This is a genomic window from Nocardia sp. KT25-26, assembly GCF_056627695.1.
In genome coordinates this window covers 2,382,282-2,405,908 of the sequence record NZ_CM152813.1, presented here as the reverse complement: position 1 = coordinate 2,405,908, position 23,627 = coordinate 2,382,282, and the positions used below count along the sequence as shown (strand labels likewise).

The window sequence follows — 23,627 nt, the reverse complement described above, 5'->3', positions numbered from 1 at the left end:
ACCCAATCATGGACCCAAACCGCCCCGATCGCACGCCGCCGCAGGGTGTTTCGCGACGGGAGTCACATTTGCGAGGTTCGAGCTCTGCCGGAACCCCGCCCGCTACGAGGCGTCGGGAGCCGGTTCGTCGCCCGGCAGATCGTCCTCGGCCAGGATGCGGTAGAGCGAGCGCCGGGTCTCGGTGAGCACCTCGGCCGCACGGGCCGCCTGTTCCGGGGTGCCGACGGCGGCGACCTGCCCGGCCGCGCCCATCACCTGGCCGACCAGTCCGCGCAGGTCCATGGCCTGTGCACCGACGTCGTGCCGCACCTCCGCCCAGGGGTCACCCAGATCGGCGCGATGCTCGGTGACGTATTTCGCCCCTTCGTCGGTGAGCCGCGCCGTCTTACGCCCGGCCACCTTCTCGATCGCCACAAGGCCTTCGTCCTCCAACTGGGCCAGCGCCGGATAGATGGATCCGGGACTCGGCCGCCAGACATCCTCGCTGCGTTCCCGAATCTGCTGGATCAGCTCGTACCCGTGCATCGGCCGCTCGGTGAGCAACAGCAGCACCGCTGCCCGCACATCACCGCGCCGGCCGCGACCACCGCGCCCGCGCCCCCGGCCGAACTGCGGACCGAACCCCGGACCGAAACCGGGCCCGAACTCCGGCCCGTGCCCCCGCCGGCCACCCCGGCGGAACTGCCGCCGATCCGACCCCTCACCGCCGTGCCACGGCCCGTGCCCGGGCCCGAACTCTCGATGTCTCATGTCATGCATAGCTGCCTCCTCGGCATACTCTCGTTCAATCGGACACTATCGACGATATATCGACAATAGGCCGACGGCAAGGGTGAACCGAGACACAGCCGACCCGGAACCGACCATGAGGTCCGCTCCGCACGACAGAAACGGAATCACCGTCCGGATCGGTGACGCACCGGCCGACGCCAACCCACTCGAACGAATCATCGAGGTACGCAAGGCACTCCGCCGGCCGTACGCGGCCAATAGGACGATACGACCACGGCGAGGTGCTCGACTCCCACCCGACCGCAATCGGTACCGCCGAAAAGCGCTGCGCGAAGTCGGCGGCAGATGGAACTCCCGGCTGGTCAGCCGATATCGACCGGGTCGATCTGCACGCGGAGGGGGGCGTCGGACCGTTGGGTGCTGCGGACCGCTTGGGCGGCGGTGAGGGCGGCGGACAGTTCGGCCCCGGTGCGGCGGGGGACCCGCAGCAGCATGCGTTCGACTTCGGCGGGGGTTTCGGTGTCGGCGGCGAAGGGTTTGCGGGCGCCGGCGGGGAGGGGGACGGGGCCGAGCAGGTCGGTGCCGGCGGGAAGGTCGGCGGCGGCGAGGAGGTCGGCGATGGAGTCGGTGGTGCCGTCGACGGCAGCGAGACGCACCACCGGCGGGAAGCCGACCTCGGCGCGGGCGGCCAGTTCGGCGGCGGCATGGCCGACGGGGTCCCAGCGCACCAGGGCCTGTACGGTCGGCAGGCCCGGTTCCGCCATCACCACCACGGTGCCGCGGGCGCGGACCAGGGCGGCCGCGGCCATCCAGCGGCGTAATGCTTCCTCGGCGGCGCGCAGGTCGGCGCGGCCCAGCAGGGCCCAGCCGTCGAGCAGCAGCGCCACCCCGTAACCGCCGGGGACGGTGGGTTCGGCGCCGACGGTCGCGACCACCACCTGCGGGCCGGGTTCGACCGCATCCAGGACCGTTCCCCCACCGGACCCCCGGATCGGTACCCCGGGAAAGGCGCGGCCGAGTTCCTCGGCGGTCCGGGCGGCACCGATCACCACGGCTCGCAGGGCGCGGCCCCCACAGGACGGGCACCGATAGGCCGCCTCGGTGCGGCCACACCATCGGCAGTGTGGGCTGGCCGGTTGCCCGTCGGCGCCGCCGTCGGGCAGGGCGAGGGGGCCGTTGCACTGTCGGCACCGGGCCGGGGTACGGCATTTCGCGCAGGACAGGGCCGGGACGTAGCCGCGCCGCGGTACCTGCACCAGTACCGGTGCGCCCTCACGCAGGGCCGCCCGGGCCGCACCGAACGCCACACCGGGGATCCGGACGGCCTTGGCGACCGGGTCGCGTTCCAGGGCGAAATCGCTGTCGCCGGGGGCACTGATCCGCGGGCACGCCTCACGCAGCACGGCACGGGGGGCGACGAGGTCGTGGATCCAGCCCGATTCGACAGCGGCCTGGATCTCGGCGGTGCGGGCGAATCCACCGGCCACGAACGCACATCCGGTCTCGTGCGCCCGCAGCATGGCGACTTCGCGGGCGTGCGGATACGGCGCCCGCGGTTCGGCGTAGGTGCCGTCACCGTCGTCCCAGATGACGATCAGCCCCAGATCGTGAGCCGGAGTGAACACCGCGTTCCGGGTACCGACCACCACCCGGGCCTGGCCGCGCAGAACCGCCAGCCAGCGCCGGTACCGCGCCGCCGGACCCAGCCCGGCAGACAGTCCCACCGCCGAATCCCCCACCAGGCGAACACATTCCGCGAGCAACCGGTCGAGGTCGCGTTGATCCGGCACGATCAGCACGGCGCTGCGGCCGGCGGCCACCGCGCTCGCCGCGAGCTCGGCCAGCCGTGCCGCCCAGTCCTCACCGGGTAGCGCCTGCCAGGCGGCGCGGGCGGCCCGGCCGGTGCGCACCGCATCGAGGAAGGCGCCACCGTGCACATATCGTTCCCACGGGCCCGGGTCGATCGCGGCCTCAGTACGGGTGTCGCCGGCTGATGCGCCCATTGCGGCTCCGGGGACGGCAGCAGACGCTCCTGCGACTCTGTCGAGAGGTGGCCCCTCCCCCTCGGTGGCGGCCGGTTCGATGCCACTGCCCTCGGGAGCCGAGCCGGCGGGGCCAGGCGGCTCGGCGGCAGACAGCGTCGGCCCGTCCTCGGCGGCGGTGGGCGATATCGGCTCCGTCGGACTGCGCTCGGCCGCGGCTGCGTCCCCGGTCGACGCCGTCACCGGCGCCGACTTCTTCCCACCGTTCTCGGTACGCGCGTGCCGCGGCGGAATCGCCAGGCGCAGCACGTCGGCGCGGGTGCCGGCGTAGCGGGCGGCGACGGTGCCGACCAAGCGCAGGATCTCCGGGGTGAGCACGCGCTCCGGGGAGACGACGCGTTCCAGTTTCACCAGTTTGCCGGTGTGTTCGGTGCGGGGCAGCCGGGCCAGCAGGTAGCCGTCGACGAGACGGCCGGCGAACCGGACCCGCACCCGGACCCCGGGCCGGGCGACGGCATCGAGGTCGGGCGGGACCAGATAGTCGAAATCCCGGTCGAGATGCGCCGGGGTGAGCAGCGGCAGCACCCGGGCGATGGGCTCGGCGAGCCCCGCCTCCGGAACGCCCGACACCCCCGGGGACGCAGGGTTCCCGGGGGTGTCGGAACGGGGCTCGGCCATACGAGCGGCCGGCCTACAGGCCGGCGGCGGCGCGCAGCTTCTCCGCGCGGTCGGTGTGCTCCCACGGCAGGTCGATATCGGTGCGGCCGAAGTGCCCGTAGGCCGCGGTCGGCGCGTAGATCGGGCGCAGCAGGTCCAGATCGCGGATGATCGCGCCCGGACGCAGGTCGAACACCTCGTTGATCGCGGCGGAGATCTTGGCCGGATCGGCCTGCTCGGTGCCGAAGGTCTCCACGAACAGGCCCACCGGAGCGGCCTTGCCGATCGCGTAGGCCACCTGGACCTCGACCCGCTCGGCGAGCCCGGCCGCCACCACGTTCTTCGCGACCCAGCGCATCGCGTACGCGGCGGACCGGTCCACCTTGGACGGGTCCTTGCCGGAGAAGGCGCCGCCACCGTGCCGGGCCATCCCGCCGTAGGTGTCGACGATGATCTTGCGGCCGGTCAGGCCGGCGTCGCCCATCGGGCCACCGAGGACGAACTTGCCGGTCGGGTTGACCAGCAGCCGCACCTCCGAGGTGTCCAGGGTCGGAATGTCGAGGTCGGCCAGCACCGCGTCGACGACCTTCTCCCGGATGTCCGGTGCGAGCAGGTTGTCCAGGTCGATATCGGCGGCGTGCTGGGTGGACAACACCACGGTGTCCAACCGAACCGCGCGGTCACCCTCGTATTCGATGGTGACCTGAGTCTTGCCGTCCGGACGCAGATACGGCAGCACCCCGGTCTTGCGGACCTCGGTGAGCTTGCGGGACAGCCGGTGCGCCAGCGCGATCGGCAGCGGCATCAACTCGGGGGTGTCGGTGGTGGCGTACCCGAACATCAGGCCCTGGTCACCGGCGCCCTGCCGTTCGATGTCGTCGTCGGAGCCGCCGACGCGGGCCTCGTGGGAAGTGTCGACCCCCTGCGCGATATCGGGCGACTGCGCGCCGATCGCGATGTTCACCCCGCACGAGTTGCCGTCGAACCCCTTGGCCGACGAGTCGTAGCCGATCTCGAGTACCTTCTCGCGGACGATCTTCGGGATGTCCGCGTAGGCGGAGGTGGTCACCTCGCCCGCCACATGGACCTGACCGGTCGTGACCAGAGTCTCGACCGCGACCCGGCTGGCCGGATCCTGGGCCAGCAGGGCATCGAGGACGGAATCGCTGATCGCATCACAGATCTTGTCCGGATGACCTTCGGTCACGGACTCGCTGGTGAATAGACGACTGCCGGACGTGCGCACAGTTCTTCCCTCTCCCTCGACGGGTTACTCGGTTCGGCTTGCGACAGTAACTTCTCGGCGCTACTGCGTAACCCTGCATTCCAGCCTAGGCCAAACCACCGACGTCTTGGTCCGAGTAGGACCGGTCCGTCCCGGTTTGTTCACCGCCATGTGCCCACCACGCCGACTACCCTTCGAAGTGCTCGGCGTGTTGCGCCGCAACGGTTCTCGGCGCCGGCGGGTCAGCGCAGCAGCGGTACCAGAGCATCGAGCACGCGGCTGGCCAGCAGCGCCTTCGACCCATGGTCCAGGGCCTGCTCGGTGCCGTCCGCACCGAGCAGCCAGCCGTCGTTGGTGTCCACCTCGAACGCCTTGCCCTCACCCACGGCGTTGACCACGAGCAGATCGCAGCCCTTGCGGGCCAGTTTGGCCCGCGCATGGGTGAGCACGTCACCGCTCTCGTCACCGGTTTCGGCGGCGAATCCGACGATGGTGGTACCGGGCAGCCGGCCGTCCCGGCGGTCCTGGACCAGGCCGGCGAGGATGTCGGGGTTCTTGGTCAGCGGGATGACATCCGGTTCCCCGGCGCCCTTCTTGATCTTCGCGGCCGCCACCTGGGTGGGCCGGAAGTCGGCGACCGCCGCGGCCATGATCACCGCGTCGGCGCCGGTCGCATGCTTGTCCACCGCCGTCTGCAGCTGTTCGGCGGTGGTGATGTGCACCAGGTCCACCGCCGCCGGCGCGGCCATCTCGATGGTGTTGCCCGCGATCAGGGTCACCTGGGCTCCGCGCTGGGCGGCCACCCGGGCCAGCGCGTAGCCCTGCTTACCGGAGCTGCGGTTCCCGAGGAAACGCACCGGATCCAGGGGTTCCCGGGTGCCGCCGGCGGTGATCACCACGCGACGGCCTTCCAGATCGCGCGGGATGGCGTCGTCGCGCTCCAGCAGCAGCGAGGCGAGGCCGAAGATCTCCTCCGGCTCCGGCAACCGGCCGGGGCCGGTGTCGGTGCCGGTCAGCCGGCCCGAGGCGGGTTCCATCACGTGGGCGCCGTGTGCGCGCAGGGTGGCCACATTGGCCACCGTCGCCGGATGCTCCCACATCTCGGTGTGCATCGCGGGCGCGAAGAGCACCGGACATCGGGCGGTCAGCAAGGTCCCGGTGAGCAGATCGTCGGCCCGGCCGCTCGCGGCCCGCGCCATCAGATCCGCGGTCGCCGGTGCGACGACGACCAGATCGGCTTCCTGCCCCAGCCGCACATGCGGTACTTCGGGCACATCGGCGAATACGCCGGTGTGCACCGGCTGCCCGGACAGCGCCTCGAAGGTCGCCTTGCCGACGAACTGCAACGCCGATTCGGTGGGGATCACCCGCACCTGATGGCCGGTCTCGGTGAACCGGCGCACCAGGGCGCAGGCCTTGTACGCGGCGATGCCTCCGCCGACGCCGACGACGATCCGCATGGTGTCTACGCCTCCGGGCTCTTCACTGTCGCTCGGGTGACCGGGCTCACTCGCCCTCGGTGTGCTCGAGCAGATCGGAGTGGATCTCGCGCATCGCCACCGACAGCGGCTTCTCCTGCAGACCCGGCTCGACCAGCGGGCCGACGTACTCCAGGATGCCGTCGCCGAGCTGGTTGTAGTAGTCGTTGATCTGCCGGGCCCGCTTGGCCGCGTAGATGACCAGCGCATACTTCGACGAGGTGCGCTCGAGCAGCTCGTCGATCGGCGGGTTGGTCAGACCGACCGGGGTGTCGTAGGCCGGGGCGGTCCGGATGTCCGTACTCACTAGGGGGCTCTCCTGCGAATCGAGGGTCACGAATTCGAATTTGTGCTAGCGAACAACGATACCAACTGCTCGCAGGCGGCCGTCACCTCGTCGTTCACGATCACCGTGTCGAACTCGTCACGGGCCGCCAGTTCGACCCGGGCGGTCGCCAGCCGTCGTTCGATCACTTCGGGTGATTCGGTTCCCCGCGACCGCAGTCGCGCGACCAGCTCGTCCCAGCTGGGCGGTGCCAGGAACACCAGGCGCGCTTCGGGCATCGCCTTGCGCACCGAGCGCGCACCTTCCAGGTCCACCTCGACGAGCACCGGGAGTCCGGCGTCGAGGGCCTCGCGCACCGGCGCGGCAGGGGTCCCCGACCGCTGCAGGCCGCCGTGGATGTCCGCCCACTCGAGCAGTTCACCGGCCTCGATCATGCCGTCGAACTGTTCCCGGGTGACGAACCGGTAGTCCCGGCCGTCGACTTCCCCGGGCCGCGGGGCCCGGGTCGTCGCCGACACGCTGAAGACCAGTTCCGGCAGGCGTTCCCGCAGGCACTGTACGACCGTGGACTTACCCACGGCCGAGGGGCCGACCAGTACAACCAGCCGACCCTTCCGCGTGTGTTCGATCACCTGGTGGGTCAGGCGTCGAAGTCGAAGCGGGCGAGCAGCGCCTTGCGCTGCCGGTCGCCGAGCCCCCGGAGTCGCCGCGTGGGGGCGATCTCGAGCTCGGTCATGATCTCTGCCGCCTTGACCTTGCCCACCTTCGGCAGAGCTTCCAGCAGAGCCGACACCTTCATCTTGCCGAGGATCTCGTCGGTCTCGGCATCGGTGAGGACCTGCTTCAGGTTGGTGCCGCCACGCTTCAGGCGCTCCTTGAGCTCTGCCCGAGCACGGCGCGCGGCAGCCGCCTTCTCCAGAGCAGCGGCGCGCTGCTCGTCAGTCAGCTGGGGAAGGGCCACGGTTCCTCCGTCTCATCGTTCATTGCTAGATCTACCGCCGGTTTCCCGGTCGGTCTGTGCGACCGTACCCACGACGCCCGGCGATTGCGAACCCGACCCCCAGGTCAGGGGCATGATTCCGGATGCCGTATAGGCGCGTGGAGGCAGATGCTCAGCCCCTCCGGCGCCACCCTCCGCGATCCTACGCCACCCCCGAAAAACAGCCTCTCACCAGGCAGTATTCGATCTTGCTCCAGGTTTGCGAAATGATTGCGGGGCGGCGGGGCCGAGGCACGGCAAACACGCACACTTCCGACCAGCAGCTTTTCCAAAATTTCCAGCGTGTCGCCGGGCACGCACCTTCCGTGTCGCCGGTCGATGCGGTTCATCCACGCTCACCTTCCCGGCGCAGGTACGCCAGTATCGCCAGCACCCGGCGGTTGTGCGCGCCGCTCGACGGCAGGTCGAGTTTCGTGAAGATCGCGTTGATGTGCTTCTCCACTGCGCTGCGGGTGATGTACAGCGCGGCGCAGATCGCGCTGTTGCTCGAGCCCTGGGCCATCAGTTCCAGTACGGCCCGCTCGCGCTCGGTCAACCGGTCCAGCGGCGAGTCGGCGCGGGTGTGCGCCAGCAGCTGCCGGACCACTTCCGGATCGAAGGCGGTACCGCCGGTGCCCACCCGCTCGACTGCGTCCAGGAACGAGCCGATCGCCGCGACACGGTCCTTCAGCAGGTATCCGACCCCGCCGGTCCCGGTGAGGAACTCCGCAGCATGGCGCCGCTCGACGTACTGGGAGAGCACCAGCACCCCGATATCCGGCCGGGTCCGCCGGATCTCCAGGGCGGCGCGGATACCTTCGTCTATGTGATCCGGCGGCATCCGGACATCGGCGATCACCAGCTGTGGCGGCCGTGCCGCCACAGCGGCCAGCAGTTCGGTCGCATTGCCCACTGCATCGAGGACCTGATGACCTTCGGCGGCCAGCAGTTGTCCCAGGCTCTCGCGTAGCAGCGTCGAGTCCTCGGCCAGCGTTATTCGCACGGAACCTCCACGGTGACGAGTGTCGGACCACCCGGCGGGCTGTCCACCATCACGGTGCCATCGAGCGCGGAGACTCGGGTGGCGAGCCCGGCCAGCCCGTGGCCGGCGGGGTCTGCGCCGCCGGCGCCGTCATCGTGGATACGCAGGCGCACCGCCGGCCCGTGCCGGTCCACCTGCACGGTGATCCGCTCGGCGCCGGCATGCTTGATCACGTTGGTGACGGCCTCGCTGGCGGCGAAGTAGCAGGCCGATTCGACCGGCCGGGGCGGCCGGCGGGGCAGGTCGTAGCGCAGCCGAGCCGGCAACGGTGTGCGGTCGAGCAGTGCCTCCAGTGTGTCGCGCAGACCGTCTCGGTCCAGCATCGCCGGGTAGATCCGCCAGGACACGTCCCGGAGTTCGCCGAGCAGCAGTGCGGTCTCCTCGACCGCCTGCCGATGCAGGCTCGCCCGCCCATCCGGATCCTCCTCCCGGTCGATCCGGCCCAGCAGGATCGACAGCGCGACGACTCGCTGTTGCACCCCGTCGTGCAGATCTCGTTCGATCCGGCGCCGTTCCTCGTCGACCGCGGCCACCACGTCCGCTCGGGCCGAGGTCAATTCGCGGACCCGGCGGTCGAGCTCACCGGCGCCGGGCCTGGCACACCGTCCCCACCACCACAGTTCCACCCGTACCGCGCCGACCAGGCCGAGTAAGCCCAGGATGCCTGCTACCGACCCCGGCACGGTAAGGATCGCCACCGTGGTCCACGTGATCTGGCCAGGTTCGGAGGCGTCGACGATCGGCACGGCTGCACCGGTCGCCGCACCGTAGACCAGCGCGCAGGCGATCACTGCGGCGCCGCCGAGCAGCACCAGGATCGTCGCTGTGAGCACGCCGATCAGCACCCGGCCCGCGAGATAGCCTGCCACCCGGCCTGCGGCCGGGGCTCCCGGATCGAGGCCGGTCGACAGCCAGGTCAGCCGGCGGCCCGCCACTCCGACCAGCCGCTGGGCAGGCAACGGCGCGACCCGGGCGGTCAGGGCGCCGATCAAGTCGGCCGGCACGGTGACGACGCCGAGGAGGCACCCTGCCACCGGGCGGGCGATGGGCGCCACGCCCGAGAACCAACCCGAGGACGTCACGACGGCATTGTGCCTTGTCGGCGCGCTGCTCCGGGCCGCAGCCGCCGGATCAGAAACCAACCGGCCGCGAGCAGAACCACCATGATGACCACTTTCTGCAGCAGCCCGGCGTAGCTCTCCACCAGATGCCAGTTGGCGCCGAGCGAATATCCCGCCAGCACGAACACGGTGTTCCAGAGGAAGCTACCGGTGGCGGTGAGCACCGTGAACCGCATGATCGGCATCCGCTCCACCCCGGCCGGAATCGAGATCAAGCTGCGGAAGATCGGCAGCATTCGCCCGAAGAACACCGCCTTGTCCCCGTGGCGGGCGAACCACGCCTCCGTGCGATCGAAGTCGGATACCCGCAGCAGCGGCAGGGCGGCCACGATCCGTCGCAGCCGGGACCGCCCGAACCCCGCACCCAGCGCGTAGAGCGCGAGCGCCCCGACGACCGACCCCAGAGTCGTCCAGAGCAGGACCTCGGCGAGGCTCATCCGCCCGTCACTCGCGGCGAAGCCGGCCAGCGGCAAGATCACCTCGCTCGGCAACGGGGGAAACAGGTTTTCGCAGGCGATGGCGATGCCCGCGCCGAGGCCACCGAGTCGATCCATCAGGTCCACTGCCCACCCGGCGACACCGGTGAGTTCGGATTCCGTTGCCGTCGCAGTGACGGCACCTTGTGCACTGTTCATGGCATCGACGCTAGGAATCGGCGGGAGTCCGCACAGTGCTGCCGACCCTCCGGTTTCGGCGGTCCGGCCACCGGTCCCGTACTGCGGTTTTCCGCACCCGGCGCCTCGGGTGCGCACCCTCGTGGACACCGCCGCCGGCCGCCTAGCGTCACCGCTGTGACCGAGAATGCACCACCGGCGCGAACTCGCCGGGACAAGTTCGCGCGGGCGGTGTTCGTCCTCACCGCCACCACGATCGTCGCCGCCGGGATCGCAGCAACAGGGCTGATCGCAGCCCGGGACCGGGTGCTGTCGGACACCGTGCAGCTCGTCGGCACCGGGACCGGAACCGACATCGTTGCGCGCGTCTCCGACGGTTCCGCCCACCGGGATTTCGCCGCGGCCGGTGGCCCACGTCCGCAGGCGGCGCTCGGGCCGCACACGCGGTTCCGGGTCGGGTCGATCACGAAGACCTTCGTCGCCACGGTAGTGCTGCAACTCGTCGACGAGGGCCGGATCCGGCTCGACGCCCCGATCGCAGAGCAGCTTCCGGACCGGATACCGGGCGGCGACACGATCACGGTGCGGCAGCTGCTGAACCACACCAGCGGCCTGTACGACTACATGAAGGAGCCGGGCCGGTCCACGAACCGATGGCGCGGCGCGGACCGGTTCGACTCCTTCGCGCCGCGCGAACTCCTGACGACGGCGTTCGCGCACGAGCCGTATTTCGTTCCGGGCACCCGGTTCCGCTACTCCAACACCAACTACATCGTGCTCGGGCTGCTGATCGAGCACGTGACGGGTCGCCGGTACGGCGACGAAATCCGCAACCGCATCCTCGTCCCACTGCGCCTGACCGGCACGACGCTCCCCGGCGACGATCCAGCGGTCCCCGGACCGGCTCTGACCGCCTACGTCGACGTGGGCGCCGGAGGCACCACCGACGTCACGGTGATGAACCCGTCCCTGGACTGGGCCGCCGGAGAGATGATCTCCACGACCGCAGACCTGGACGCCTTCTTCGACGCCCTGCTGTCGGGCCGGCTGACCAGCCCGTGGGCGCTGGACGAGATGAAACGGACCGTGCCGATGGGGATGGGATTCGGTTACGGGCTCGGCCTGCAGCGATTCGATCCGCCGTGTGGCCCCCCGGTGTGGGGCCACGGCGGCGAGCTGCTCGGCTATGTCAGCTACGCCTGGCGGTCCGCCGAGGGCCGATCGCTGACGATGGCGATCGGCTCGGCGGACTCGTCGGATCTGCTGCCGCTGCTCGCCACGATCACCGCCACGTACTGCCTGACCTGACCCGTTGCGGCCCGAAGCGATCACAGCCCAGTGGTCACATCCCGGCAGGCCGGTCCTGCAGGAAGGCGAACTGCTCCTGCAGGCGTTCCGTCGCGGCCCGTAGCGCATCCACCGACCGACCGGAACGCAGTACCTCACGGGATACGTTGGGCACGACCGCAGCGAGCTGCTCGGCGGACACCAGAGCACGGATGGTTTCCGGTCCGCCACCCTGAGCGCCGACACCCGGCATCAGGATCGGGCCGTTCAGGCCGGACAGGTCGGGCCCTTCGGTAAGGGTGGCGCCGACGACCACACCGACCGAGCCGAAGGAGGCACCGGTATTGCGGGCCGCGGCCTCGTCCACCATCCGTTGGGCGATGGTGCGCCCGTCGGGCCCGGTGATCCGCTGCAGCTCCGCCCCCTCCGGATTGGAGGTGGCGGCGAGCACGAACAGGCCGCGATGATTCGCCTCGGCGAGGTCCAGGGCCGGCGCCAGGGCACCGAAGCCCAGGTACGGCGAGACGGTGACGGCATCCGAACCGAGCGGACCGTCCCCGAGCCAGGCCCGGGCATAGGCGTCCATGGTGGAACCGATATCGCCGCGTTTGGCGTCGGCCAGCACCAGGGTGCCGGAGGCGCGCAGCACCTCGATGGTGCGCTCCAGCACCGCCAGACCCGCCGACCCGTAGGTTTCGAAGAACGCCACCTGCGGCTTCACCAGTGCGACGCGGCCGTCGAAGGCCTCCACGCAGATCTCCGCGAATGCCTCCAGTCCGTCGGCGTCCTCGGGGAGCCCCCACGCCTGCAGTAGACCCGGATGCGGGTCGATCCCGACACACACCGGCCCGTGCCGGTGCATCGCGTGCTGCAACCGCTGCCCGAACGGTTTCATCGTCTCGTCCTCCGTCGCCGTCCGCCGACCGCCGGGGCCGCCCGCACCGTCGAGCGCAGGCGGCCCGGCTGCGTCAGCCACGCAGCACCGTGTGCAGTTCCTGCAGGGACCGCACGCCGATGCCGCCGCGGATGGTGGCCTCGATGCCCTGCACCGCGGCCGCCGCACCCTGCACCGTGGTGATGCACGGGATGCTGACGCTCACCGCGGCGGCGCGGATCTCGTAGCCGTCGATGCGCGGGCCGGAGTTGCCGTACGGGGTGTTGAACACCACGTCGACCTCGCCGTCGCGGATCTGGTCCACGATGGAGGCCTCCGGCATACCGGTCTCCGGGTCCACGGTCTCCGGGTCGGAGTGCTTGCGCACCTGCTCGCACGGAATACCGTTGCGGCGCAACGTTTCCGCCGTACCGACGGTGGCCAGGATCCGGAAGCCGAGATCGTGCAACCGCTTGATCGGGAACACCATGGCCCGCTTGTCCCGGTTCGCCACCGAAACGAACACGGTGCCCTCGGTCGGCAGCATGCCGTAGGCCGCAGCCTGGCTCTTGGCGAACGCGGTACCGAAGTCCGCGTCGATACCCATCACCTCGCCGGTGGACTTCATCTCCGGCGAGAGCAGCGAATCGACACCGCTGCCGTCGGCGCGCCGGAACCGGTGGAAGGGCAGCACGGCCTCCTTCACTGCGACCGGGGCATCGAACGGCACATGACCGCCGTCGCCGGTCTCCGGCAGCAGACCCTCCTTACGCAGTTCGGCGATGGTGGCGCCGAGCATGATCCGGGCGCAGGCCTTGGCCAGCGGCACGCCGGTGGCCTTGGACACGAACGGCACGGTACGGCTGGCCCGCGGGTTGGCCTCGAGCACGTAGAGCACATCGTCCTTGAGCGCGTACTGCACATTCAGCAGACCCTGGACGCCGATGCCCTTGGCCAGGGCGACCGTCGAACGGCGGACCGCCTCGATATCGCTGCGGCCGAGGGTGATCGGCGGCAGTGCACAGGCCGAGTCGCCGGAGTGGATGCCGGCCTCCTCGATGTGCTCCATGACGCCGCCCAGGTACACCTCGTCGCCGTCGCACAGGGCGTCGACGTCGATCTCGATGGCGTCTTCCAGGAACCGGTCCACCAGCACCGGGTGCTCCGGGTTCAGTTCGGTGGCGCGGGAGATGTAGCCCTGGAGGGCCTGCTCGTCGTAGACGATCTCCATCCCGCGCCCGCCCAGCACGTAGGACGGCCGCACCAGCACCGGATACCCGATCCCGGCGGCGATCTGCTTGGCCTGTTCGACGGTGGTCGCGGTGCCGTACTTCGGCGCGGGCAGCCCGGCGGCGACCAGCACGTCGCCGAATTCGCCGCGGTCCTCGGCCAGGTCGATGGCGGCGGCGGAGGTGCCCACCACCGGGACACCGGCCTCGGTGAGCCGCTGCGCCAGGCCCAGCGGGGTCTGGCCGCCGAGCTGCACGATCACGCCGGCGACGGTGCCGGACTCCGATTCGGCGTGGTACACCTCCAGCACGTCTTCGAAGGTCAGCGGTTCGAAGTAGAGCCGGTCGGCGGTGTCGTAGTCGGTGGAGACGGTCTCCGGGTTGCAGTTGACCATCACCGTCTCGTAGCCGGCCTGCGACAGCGTCTGCGCCGCGTGCACGCACGAGTAGTCGAACTCGATGCCCTGACCGATCCGGTTCGGACCGGACCCCAGGATGATCACCTTGTCGCGCTCGCGCTGCGGCGCCACCTCGGATTCGGCCGCCGGATCCAGCTCGTAGGACGAGTAGTGGTACGGCGTCTTCGCCTCGAACTCGGCGGCGCAGGTGTCCACGGTCTTGAACACCGGGCGCACGCCGAGCCGCTGCCGCAGTTCCCGCACCCCGGCCTCACCGGCCAGTTCGGGCCGCAGCGCCGCGATCTGGCGGTCGGACAGGCCGTAGTGCTTGGCCCGGCGCAGCAGGTCGGCATCCATCACCGGCGCGTCCAGGACTTCCTGCCGGAGCGCGACCAGACCGGCCACCTCGGCCACGAACCACGGGTCCACACCGGAGGCCTCGGCCACCTCGGCGATGCTCGCGCCGTACCGCAGTGCCCGTTCGACCTGGTAGATCCGGCCCTCGGTGGGGACGCGCAGATCGGCCAGGATCGCGTCGATCGCGGCCCGCACCGAGGCCGGGTCGGCCGGGTCGGCGGGCGCCCACGGGCCGTCGGCTGCGGTCCAGAAGCCGGTCGCCTTGGTTTCCAGGGAACGCAGCACCTTGCCGAGCGCCTCGGTGAAGTTGCGGCCCAGCGACATCGCCTCGCCGACCGACTTCATGGTGGTGGTGAGGGTGTCGTCGGCGCCCGGGAACTTCTCGAACGCGAACCGCGGCGCCTTGACCACCACGTAGTCCAGGGTCGGCTCGAAGCAGGCCGGGGTCTCTCCGGTGATGTCGTTGATGATCTCGTCGAGGCTGTAACCGATGGCCAGTTTCGCCGCGATCTTGGCGATCGGGAACCCGGTGGCCTTGGAGGCCAGCGCCGAGGAACGCGAGACCCGCGGATTCATCTCGATGACGATGAGCCGGCCGTTCTCCGGGTTCACCGCGAACTGGATGTTGCAGCCACCGGTGTCGACGCCTACCTCCCGCAGGATGGCGATGCCGAGGTCGCGCAGGTTCTGGTACTCGCGGTCGGTGAGCGTCATGGCCGGGGCGACCGTCATCGAGTCGCCGGTGTGCACGCCCATCGGGTCGACGTTCTCGATCGAGCAGACCACCACGACGTTGTCGCGGCCGTCCCGCATCAGCTCGAGCTCGTATTCCTTCCAGCCGAGGATGGACTCCTCGATCAGCACGTTCGCGGTCGGCGAGGCGGCCAGCCCGCCGCCGGCGATCCGATCGAGATCCTCGTCGTTGTAGGCCATGCCCGAGCCGAGCCCGCCCATGGTGAACGAGGGCCGGACCACGACCGGGAAGCCGAGCTCGTCGACTGTTTCGCGCACCTCGTCCATGGTGTAGCAGACCTTGGAGCGGGCGCTCTCGCCGCCGACCTTCGCGACGATGTCCTTGAACTTCTGCCGGTCCTCACCGCGCTGGATGGCGTCGAAGTCGGCGCCGATCAGTTCGACACCGTACTTCTCCAGCACCCCGTTCTCGTGCAGGGCGACCGCAGTGTTCAGCGCGGTCTGCCCGCCCAGGGTGGCCAGGATCGCGTCGGGGCGTTCCTTGGCGATCACCTTCTCGACGAACTCCGGGGTGATCGGCTCGACATAGGTGGAGTCGGCGAACTCCGGGTCGGTCATGATCGTCGCCGGGTTGGAGTTCACCAGCGAGACCCGCAGGCCCTCGGACTTCAGCACCCGGCACGCCTGGGTGCCGGAGTAGTCGAATTCGCAGGCCTGGCCGATCACGATCGGCCCGGAGCCGATCACCAGGATGTGGTTCAGATCTTCGCGACGTGGCATGGATCAGACTCCTTTCCGCTGCGCGGCGGCATTGTTCGGCTGCTGCGCAGCGGAGCCGCTGTGCATGAGGCCGGCGAACCGGTCGAAGAGATACGCGGCATCGTGCGGGCCCGCCGCTGCCTCGGGGTGGTACTGCACGGAGAACGCGCGCCCGTCGAGCAGCCGCACACCCTCCACGGTGCCGTCGTTGGCGCACACGTGGCTGACCTCGGCCTTGCCGAACGGGGTGTCGAACCGCTGGCCCCGCTCCCCTTCCAGGGCGAAGCCGTGGTTCTGCGCGGTGATCGAGATCCGGCCGGTCTCGTGTTCGACGACCGGAATGTTGATGCCCCGGTGGCCGAACTTCATCTTGTAGGTCTCGAGTCCCAGCGCCCGGCCCAGGATCTGGTTGCCGAAGCAGATGCCGAACATCGGCAGCCCCTCGCCGAGAATGCCCTGGGTGAGGGCGACCGCGCCGTCCTGGGTAGCCGGGTCACCGGGACCGTTGGACAGGAACACCCCGTCCGGGTTCAGCGCCAGGATCTGGTCCAGGGTGGTGTTCGCGGGTACCACATGGGTGCGGATACCGCGTTCGGCGAACATCCGCGGAGTGTTGGTCTTGATGCCCAGATCGACCGCGACCACGGTGAAGCGCGGATCGCCGTCGGGTTCGACCGTGTACAGGCCGTCGGTGCTGACCTCGTCGGCCAGGTCGGCGCCCAGCATGGCGGGCTGCCCGTTCACCCGGGCCACCAGGTCGGCCTCGGCTGCCAGGGCGGGCCCGGAGAAGATCCCGGCCTTCATCGAACCCCGGCTGCGCAGATGCCGGACCACCGCGCGGGTGTCGATACCGGCGATGCCGACCACGTCCTGCCGCTGCAGTTCCTCCGGCAGGGTGCGGGTGCTGCGCCAGTTCGAGGCGATCGGCGAGGCATCGCGCACCGCGTAGCCGGCGACCCAGATCCGGGCCGACTCGTCGTCCTCGTCGTTCCAGCCGGTGTTGCCGATCTGCGGGGCGGTCGCCACCACGATCTGCCGGTTGTAACTCGGGTCGGTGAGGGTTTCCTGGTACCCGGTCATCGCGGTGCAGAACACCGCCTCACCGAGGGTCTCCCCGACGGCGCCGAACGCCGCACCGCGGAACACCCGGCCGTCTTCCAGTACCAGTGCGGCGGGCACCCGCCCGCCGGCGGACATCGTATCGCCGCTCATTCGTCTTCTCCCGTCTTCGCCCAGGCCTGGGCTGTCCATGCCGGGTACACCGTCTTGTCGTCACCCCGGAATCCGGTATCGATCTCGGTTCCGGTCGGTAGTGTCCAGCGAATCACCAGCACACCATTCTCCGTCATCACTTTGCCCGCGTGTCCGCGTTCGGTCCGGACCGCGGTGATGGATTCGCCGGGAATCCAGATCGGGCTCTCACCCGTCCGCTCCAGCAGGATGCCGCGCTCGAAGCGGGTCAGTTCGGCCTGCGAGCGAAATCCCAGCCCGCCGGCCAGCACCCGCTCCTGCCAGCTGGGCGCGAAGGTGCTGCCCAGATACAGGCCCGTGGTCGGCTCCAGTAACTGAGCGCCGAGCTCGGCCGGGACCGCCGGCAGGGCGCCGACCCGAGCCTGCTGCCGGGCCGTCCGCTTCCGCCACGCCCGGTACATCAACCAGACGCTCAGCAGGAAGATCACCAGAAACCCGACCACCCAGAGCGTTCTCTCCACTTGCGGACCTCTCTCTATCGAGGCGTGCCCGGGCACCCGCGGCCCGGGTTCACGCCGTCCCCACCGCAGCGCCCTCCCGGGCGGTCACCCGGCCGCGCAGCACCGTGGCGGTGACGCGGGCCGGGAAGGTCATGTCCTCGAACGGGGTGTTGTCCGAAATGCTCGCCAGATCGGCGCCGCGCACCGTCCACGTCGCATCCGGATCGACGAGGGCCAGATTGGCCGGTTCGCCCACCGCGATCGGACGGCCGTGCCCGTCGAGGCCGACGATTTCGGCCGGGCGTTCGCTCATCACCCGGGCCACCCCGCGCCAGTCCAGCAAACCGGGCCGCACCATGGTCTCGACCACGATCGACAGAGCCGTCTCCAGGCCGAGCATGCCGGGGCGGGCCTGCGCGAACTCACAGCACTTGTCCTGTTCGGCATGTGGTGCGTGGTCGGTCGCCACACAGTCGACGATGCCCTCGGCCAGCGCACGGCGCAGCGCCTGGGCGTCGGAGGTCTCCCGCAGCGGCGGATTCACCTTGTTCACCGCGTCGTAGGTCTCCAGCCGGGAATCGTCGAGCAGCAGATGATGCGGCGTCACCTCGGCGGTGATCGAAATCCCCTGCGCCTTGGCCCACTTCACCAACTCCACGGTGCCGGCCGTGGAGGCGTGGCAGATGTGTACCCGCGACCCGGCGTCCCGCGCCAGCAGGGCATCGCGCGCCACGATCGACTCCTCGGCGGCCCGCGGCCAGCCGGCCAGGCCCAGCCGCGCAGCGGTGGGACCCTCGTGCGCGACCGCACCCTTCGTCAGCCGCGGTTCCTCGGCATGCTGGGCGATCAGCACATCGAGCGACTTCGCGTACTCCAGCGCGCGGCGCATGATCAGCGGGTCGTACACGCAGTGACCGTCGTCGGAGAACATCCGCACCGCACCGGCACCGGCGGCCATGGTGCCCATTTCGGCGAGCTGCTCACCCCGCAGCCCGACCGTCACCGCACCCACCGGGTACACATCGACCAGGCCCACTTCCTGGCCGCGGCGCCACACATGGTCGGTGACGACCACCGAATCGGCGACCGGGTTCGTGTTGGCCATCGCGAACACCGCGGTGTAACCGCCCAGTGCGGCGGCCTCGGAACCGGTCTCGATGGTCTCGGTGTCCTCGCGTCCGGGTTCGCGCAGGTGGGTGTGCAGGTCGACGAACCCGGGCAGCAGCACCTGGCCGGCGCCGTCGACCGTCTCGGCTGCCGCCGCGGACAGCCCGGTGCCGATCTCGGCGATCACGCCGTCACGTACCAGCACATCGCACGGCTCGCCCTCGCCGTACGGCCGGACGTTCGTGATCAGCAGGTCAGGCGTGGTCATGCGGCCACCTCCGTGCCCACCAGCAGCCGGAACAGCACGGCCATTCGCATGTGTACTCCGTTCGTCACCTGTTGCAGGACCGCCGTCTGCGACGAGTCGGCCACCGCCGACGCGATCTCCATCCCGCGCAGCATCGGGCCGGGATGCAGCACCACCGCGTTCTCGCCGAGCAGCGCCTGGCGGCGTTCGGACAGTCCGTAGTTCACCGCGTACTCCCGCGGCGACGGGAAGAATCCGCCGTTCATCCGCTCGGCCTGCACCCGCAGCATCATCACCGCATCGGCGCCGGGCAGTTCCGCGTCCAGGGAGTGCGAGATCCGCGCGGGCCACTGCTCGACCCCGACCGGCAGCAGCGTATGCGGTGCGACCAGCACCACCTCGGCACCCAGCGTGTTCAGCAGGAAGACATTGGACCGGGCGACCCGGCTGTGCAGGATGTCGCCGACGATCACGACCCGCTTGCCCTCGATATCGCCGAGGCGCTGCCGCAGGGTCAGGGCATCGAGCAGCGCCTGGGTCGGATGCTGGTGGGTGCCGTCACCGGCGTTGATGATCGCCGGGGCGGCGCGGTCCTCGGCGCGCGCCCATTGTTCCATCCACCGGGCGATCTGGTGCGCCGCTCCGGATGCCGGGTGCCGCACGATCAGCGCGTCCGCGCCGGCGGCGTGCAGGGTCAGCGCGGTGTCCCGCAGCGATTCGCCCTTGGCCACCGAGGAGCTGGACGCACTCACATTGATCACATCGGCGCTCATCCACTTCCCGGCCACCTCGAACGAGACCCGGGTGCGGGTGGAGTTCTCGAAAAACACCGTCATGACGGTGCGCCCGCGCAGGGTCGGGAGCTTCTTGACTTCCCGGCCCAGCAGGGCCTGCTCGAAGCGCTGTGCCTCGTCGAGGAGTTCGGTCGCGGTGCCGCGGTCCAGGTCGGTCACCGTCAGCAGATTCTTCATGCCTGCTGCTCCTCCTGATGCAGGTAGACCCCGTCGCGGCCGTCGTGCTCGGTGAGCAGCACCGAGATGTCCTCGCTGCGGGCGGTCGGCACGTTCTTGCCGACGTAGTCGGCGCGGATCGGCAGCTCCCGATGGCCGCGGTCGACCAGCACCGCCAGCTGCACCGCCCGGGGTCGGCCCAGGTCGCGCAACCCGTCCAGTGCGGACCGGACGGTGCGCCCGGAGAACAGCACGTCGTCGACCAGGACGACGAGGGCGTCCTCGATACCGCCTTCGGGGACCGAGGTGCGCTCCAGCGGCCGATGCGGCCGGCTGCGCAGGTCGTCGCGGTAGAGGGTGATGTCGAGGGAGCCGAGCGCCGGGCGGACGCCGGCGAATTCCTCGATCTTCTCGGTGAGCCGCGCCGCGAGGGTGGTGCCGCGGGTGGGGATACCGACCAGCACGACTCGGGGTTCCCCGGCGTCGATCGCCGTCTTCTCGATGATCTGGTGCGCCATCCGCGCGATCGTGCGCTGCACGTCCGACGGCGAGAGCAGCTCGCGACCGGCAGCCACCCATTCCGGGGTGTGCCGCGGCGATGTTTCGCCCACGCCGGGTCCGGCCGCCCATTCTCCGGGCACAGCCATGCCGACCTCCTTCCCCGCCTCACCGGACGGTCCGTTAAAGGATGTCTTGTCGCCTTGCAGCCTAACAGCGCGCGAGACCGCCTCTGACCAGGTAGGGCGCATTTCCCAGGTCAGCATGGCCGACTGTGAGCACCGCCACGGACGACGGGTGCCCGCCCGCCGCCGGGGTCCGGATCACAGCGCACCGATCAGCGCATCGGCCCGGTCCCGGCCCACCCGTCACCGCATCGATGAATCCGTTTCTGTCACTTGAAAATTGCGTTCCGGATAGACTCGAAGCGGCTTGTCGGGACAGCGAGTGGGGTGGTTGCTGTGCTTTCGAACACCGATCGGCAGATTCGGCAGCAGCGTGCCGAGCACGCACTGAGCGCGGCGACCGAGGGGCTGCCGGGACGGCATCTCGCGGTATTCACCGGGCTGTTGATCGAACAGACGCCGCGTTGGCGGCTGCTGGTACCTCGCCGCCCCACCTCCGCCGGGCGCATCGACGGCCTGCTGATCGGGCCGGGCGGCGTCTTCGCGCTGGCCTTCGTGACCGGGTTACCCGGTGAACTCGATCTGCGCCGGCTGCGCGCCGACGCCGAACACACCCTGGCCGACATCCGGTCCGCCGCCGGGCAGGCCTTCGTCGGCGCCACGGTCGAACTCACCGTGATCACCCCACCACACCGGCCCGAATCCGGCGACGGCCGCTACCGGCAGGTCGACGATCTCACCTGCCGCACCCTGTTCGAGCGGCGAAACCTGCTGTCCCGCGATCTCATCGACCTGATCGCCGACCAGGTCGTTCAGCGGGACGGAAATCTCGTCCGCGTATCGCCGCCGGTGGTCGCACCCGCACCGCCCGCCCCCGAGCTCCTGTCGGTGGCCGAACTGCACGACGACCAGTTCGACGAGGCGCTGGGCCGCCCCTTCCCCAGCTGGCTCACTTTCCTGGACCCGGCGCAGCAGGAGAAGGTCTCGCGTAACTACAACGGACCTGCCCGGATCGCCGGACCGGCAGGGACCGGAAAGACAGTGCTCGCCCTGCACCGAATGGCCTACCGGGCCCGGCGGACCACCGGACCGCTGCTGTTCACGACGTTCGTGAAGAACCTGCCGAAGGTCCACGAAGCGTCTTTCGCACAGCTGGCACCGGCCGCCGCACATCGGGCGACATTCTGCTCACTGCACTCCTGGGCCCGTGAATTCCTGATCGAACGTGGCTATCCCGTGCCCGGGACCTCGACGATCACCGACACCATCTTCAACCGCGCCTGGGCCTGGGCCAGACGCGAAACCGCGCTGCCGGGGATCGTGCCCGAGCGGAACTACTGGCGCGAAGAGCTCGACCGGGTGATCAAGGGACGCGGCCTCGGGCTGAATGACCTCGACCGGTATCAGGCGCTGGACCGTGTCGGCCGCCGAGTCCGGCTCCGACGAGGCACCGACCGACTCGAGATGTGGCGGCTCTACCACCGCTACGAAACGCTCCGCCGTACAAAGCACGTCATCGACCTCAACGACATCATCTCGACCGCCCTGGCCGAATTGCGCAACCGGCCGCGGGACCGCCCGTACGCCATGGTCGTCGTCGACGAAGTCCAGGATCTGTCGGTACAGGGGCTGCGGCTCGCACACGCATTGACCGGGGACAACCCGAATGCACTCCTGCTGGTCGGCGATGTCCAGCAACGTATCTACGCCGGTGGCTGGGCGTGGCGCGAAGCCGGAATCGACTTGCGAGGCCGCAGCGAAACCCTGCAGAAGAACTACCGCAATCGGCGCGCCGTCCTCGACCTGGCAGTGACACTGCCGGGGGCGAAGATGGTGAGCAGCCTCGACCCCGAGGACCGCTTCACGCTGGAATCCGCCGAACAAGCCCTTCCCGGAGGTTATGCCGAGCGCTGGCAAGGAACCGGAGCAGCGCTCGGCGAGCAGTTGATCGCCCAGTTGGCGCGCATCGCCGAGCGGGACATACCGGCTGCCGATACGGCCATCATCACCGTCGGTTCCACCCACCGGATCGCTACTGTCCTGCGCGACGCCGGCATCCCCTTCGAAGACCTCGAGCACTACACCGGCCCTCAGGACAGCAAACACGTCAAGCTCGGCACCGTCTACCGCGCCAAAGGCCTGGATTTCCGTGCCGTCCTGCACCCGTTCTTCGAGCCCCGCCCACCCGTGACCGACGCCGAACGAGAACGCTACGACCTGGACCTGCGCAGCCAGTTCGTCGCCGTCACGCGAGCCCGCGACTACGTGTGGCTCGGCATCGTCGACAGCGACGAGCCACCGGCCCCGGCGGGGCGGTAGCACGGTTCCGGACCTGTGGTCAGCGGCACCATCCTCGCGCTGACCATGGCGATGGCCGGTCGCGCCGTCTACTGCGACGAACTGACCGGTACCGGCGTATCCACTCTGCGCGAACGGCTGTAGTACCGGCAGTGGCCGATCCGGGCAGTGGCTGCCCTGACGGCCGTCCGACAGCAGGCACCGGTCCGCGGAACCGACTCCCCCTATCGAACACATATTCGATAGGGGGCGTATGCTCGGGCTCATGTCGATACCGCTGCAGGGATCACTGCTCGACGAGCTGACCGAACCCGGCAGCGAGATCGGGCTGCGGCCGCTGGCCGGGTTGCGCCGCACCGTGCTGAGTCACGGCGCGTGGGTGGACGTCCTCCCGGGCTGGCTGACCGGCGCAGAGACGCTGTTCCGCCGGCTCGCGGACGAGGTGCCGTGGCGGGCCGAGCGGCGGCGGATGTACGACCGGATGGTCGATGTACCCCGGCTGGTCTGTTTCTATCCGGACGGCACATCACTGCCCGATCAGCGCCTGACCGCGGCCCGGAACGCCCTGAGCACCCACTATGCCGAGGAGCTCGGTGAGGAGTTCCGCACGGCCGGGCTGTGCTACTACCGCGACGGCCGCGACAGCGTCGCCTGGCACGGCGACACCATCGGCCGGGGCGCCACCTGCGACACCATGGTGGCGATCGTCTCGATCGGCGCACCCCGCGGGCTGTTGCTCCGCCCCCGCGGCGGAGGCCCGAGCCGCCGTTTCGAGCTGGGGCACGGTGACCTCCTGGTGATGGGCGGCTCGTGCCAGCGCACATGGGAACATGCCGTCCCCAAGACACGCAGGCCGGCCGGGCCGAGGATCAGTATCCAGTTCCGCCCACCCGGTGTGCGCTGAACACGACGCGTAGCCGGTCGGATACCGGCACCGGTAGCCGATCCGATACGCACACCCGGGGACCGGCAACTCGAGACCTCGGCTAATCCGTTGT

At 69.8% G+C, this 23,627-nt stretch carries 20 protein-coding genes; 3 read left to right on the top strand and 17 right to left on the bottom strand.

The annotated features are described in order from the left end of the window. Positions 1 to 102: 102 nt before the first annotated feature. From AC1HFH_RS10870 to AC1HFH_RS10825, 10 genes are all read right to left on the bottom strand, one after another. Positions 103 to 759, bottom strand: a complete 657-nt coding sequence (locus AC1HFH_RS10870; RefSeq protein ID WP_480247306.1) for a PadR family transcriptional regulator — start codon at positions 757 to 759, stop codon at positions 103 to 105. A gap of 335 nt (positions 760 to 1,094) precedes the next feature. Next, entirely contained in the window at positions 1,095 to 3,344 is a 2,250-nt protein-coding gene (locus AC1HFH_RS10865) for a primosomal protein N' (RefSeq protein WP_480247305.1), read from the bottom strand. 61 nt (positions 3,345 to 3,405) lie between these two features. Further along, positions 3,406 to 4,617 carry a methionine adenosyltransferase gene (gene metK, locus AC1HFH_RS10860; RefSeq protein ID WP_480247304.1) on the bottom strand — a complete coding sequence of 404 codons (1,212 nt, stop codon included), beginning with the start codon at positions 4,615 to 4,617 and terminating at the stop codon, positions 3,406 to 3,408. A gap of 221 nt (positions 4,618 to 4,838) precedes the next feature. Further along, positions 4,839 to 6,056 carry a bifunctional phosphopantothenoylcysteine decarboxylase/phosphopantothenate--cysteine ligase CoaBC gene (gene coaBC / locus AC1HFH_RS10855; protein WP_480247303.1) on the bottom strand — a complete coding sequence of 406 codons (1,218 nt, stop codon included), beginning with the start codon at positions 6,054 to 6,056 and terminating at the stop codon, positions 4,839 to 4,841. Between the two features lie 46 nt (positions 6,057 to 6,102). Next, a complete protein-coding gene (gene rpoZ / locus AC1HFH_RS10850; protein ID WP_480247302.1) occupies positions 6,103 to 6,381 on the bottom strand; it encodes a DNA-directed RNA polymerase subunit omega in 279 nt (92 codons plus the stop codon). 26 nt (positions 6,382 to 6,407) lie between these two features. Next, entirely contained in the window at positions 6,408 to 6,992 is a 585-nt protein-coding gene (gene gmk, locus AC1HFH_RS10845) for a guanylate kinase (RefSeq protein ID WP_480247301.1), read from the bottom strand. 8 nt (positions 6,993 to 7,000) lie between these two features. Then, the gene (gene mihF, locus AC1HFH_RS10840; RefSeq protein WP_480247300.1) at positions 7,001 to 7,321 is read right to left on the bottom strand and encodes an integration host factor, actinobacterial type; all 321 of its coding nucleotides are present in this window, start codon (positions 7,319 to 7,321) and stop codon (positions 7,001 to 7,003) included. A 364-nt stretch (positions 7,322 to 7,685) separates the two neighbouring features. Continuing rightward, positions 7,686 to 8,342 carry a response regulator transcription factor gene (locus AC1HFH_RS10835; RefSeq protein WP_480247299.1) on the bottom strand — a complete coding sequence of 219 codons (657 nt, stop codon included), beginning with the start codon at positions 8,340 to 8,342 and terminating at the stop codon, positions 7,686 to 7,688. Further along, on the bottom strand, positions 8,333 to 9,463 hold the full coding sequence (locus AC1HFH_RS10830) for a sensor histidine kinase (protein ID WP_480247298.1): 1,131 nt from the start codon (positions 9,461 to 9,463) through the stop codon (positions 8,333 to 8,335). Before AC1HFH_RS10830 ends, AC1HFH_RS10835 begins: the two co-directional genes overlap by 10 nt. Further along, positions 9,460 to 10,137 (bottom strand): DedA family protein, encoded by a 678-nt coding sequence (locus AC1HFH_RS10825; RefSeq protein WP_480247297.1) that lies wholly within the window; start codon positions 10,135 to 10,137, stop codon positions 9,460 to 9,462. The genes AC1HFH_RS10830 and AC1HFH_RS10825 overlap by 4 nt, the downstream gene beginning before the upstream one ends. A gap of 156 nt (positions 10,138 to 10,293) precedes the next feature. On the opposite strand from AC1HFH_RS10825, the gene AC1HFH_RS10820 reads away from it, so the two are divergent. Continuing rightward, on the top strand, positions 10,294 to 11,424 hold the full coding sequence (locus tag AC1HFH_RS10820) for a serine hydrolase domain-containing protein (protein ID WP_480247296.1): 1,131 nt from the start codon (positions 10,294 to 10,296) through the stop codon (positions 11,422 to 11,424). Between the two features lie 34 nt (positions 11,425 to 11,458). On the opposite strand, the gene pyrF is transcribed toward AC1HFH_RS10820, so the two are convergent. The 7 genes from pyrF to pyrR form a co-directional block, all read right to left on the bottom strand. Next, entirely contained in the window at positions 11,459 to 12,298 is an 840-nt protein-coding gene (gene pyrF / locus AC1HFH_RS10815) for an orotidine-5'-phosphate decarboxylase (protein ID WP_480247816.1), read from the bottom strand. Between the two features lie 73 nt (positions 12,299 to 12,371). Beyond that, complete coding sequence (carB, locus tag AC1HFH_RS10810) at positions 12,372 to 15,734, bottom strand: carbamoyl-phosphate synthase large subunit (protein WP_480247295.1); 3,363 nt, start codon at positions 15,732 to 15,734, stop codon at positions 12,372 to 12,374. A gap of 3 nt (positions 15,735 to 15,737) precedes the next feature. Next, positions 15,738 to 16,910 carry a glutamine-hydrolyzing carbamoyl-phosphate synthase small subunit gene (gene carA / locus AC1HFH_RS10805; protein ID WP_480247815.1) on the bottom strand — a complete coding sequence of 391 codons (1,173 nt, stop codon included), beginning with the start codon at positions 16,908 to 16,910 and terminating at the stop codon, positions 15,738 to 15,740. Positions 16,911 to 16,921: 11 nt separating this feature from the next. Beyond that, complete coding sequence (locus tag AC1HFH_RS10800) at positions 16,922 to 17,425, bottom strand: PH-like domain-containing protein (RefSeq protein ID WP_480247294.1); 504 nt, start codon at positions 17,423 to 17,425, stop codon at positions 16,922 to 16,924. A 49-nt stretch (positions 17,426 to 17,474) separates the two neighbouring features. Further along, the gene (locus tag AC1HFH_RS10795; RefSeq protein WP_480247293.1) at positions 17,475 to 18,779 is read right to left on the bottom strand and encodes a dihydroorotase; all 1,305 of its coding nucleotides are present in this window, start codon (positions 18,777 to 18,779) and stop codon (positions 17,475 to 17,477) included. Continuing rightward, complete coding sequence (locus tag AC1HFH_RS10790) at positions 18,776 to 19,729, bottom strand: aspartate carbamoyltransferase catalytic subunit (protein ID WP_480247292.1); 954 nt, start codon at positions 19,727 to 19,729, stop codon at positions 18,776 to 18,778. The genes AC1HFH_RS10795 and AC1HFH_RS10790 overlap by 4 nt, the downstream gene beginning before the upstream one ends. Next, on the bottom strand, positions 19,726 to 20,355 hold the full coding sequence (gene pyrR / locus AC1HFH_RS10785) for a bifunctional pyr operon transcriptional regulator/uracil phosphoribosyltransferase PyrR (RefSeq protein WP_480247291.1): 630 nt from the start codon (positions 20,353 to 20,355) through the stop codon (positions 19,726 to 19,728). Before pyrR ends, AC1HFH_RS10790 begins: the two co-directional genes overlap by 4 nt. Positions 20,356 to 20,667: 312 nt before the next feature. Between pyrR and AC1HFH_RS10780 the strand changes: the two genes are divergently transcribed. Both AC1HFH_RS10780 and AC1HFH_RS10775 read left to right on the top strand, forming a co-directional pair. Next, positions 20,668 to 22,650, top strand: coding sequence for a UvrD-helicase domain-containing protein (locus AC1HFH_RS10780; protein ID WP_480247290.1), 1,983 nt, complete (start codon positions 20,668 to 20,670; stop codon positions 22,648 to 22,650). Positions 22,651 to 22,894: 244 nt separating this feature from the next. Beyond that, entirely contained in the window at positions 22,895 to 23,533 is a 639-nt protein-coding gene (locus AC1HFH_RS10775; protein WP_480247289.1) for an alpha-ketoglutarate-dependent dioxygenase AlkB, read from the top strand. The last annotated feature ends 94 nt before the right edge of the window (positions 23,534 to 23,627 follow it).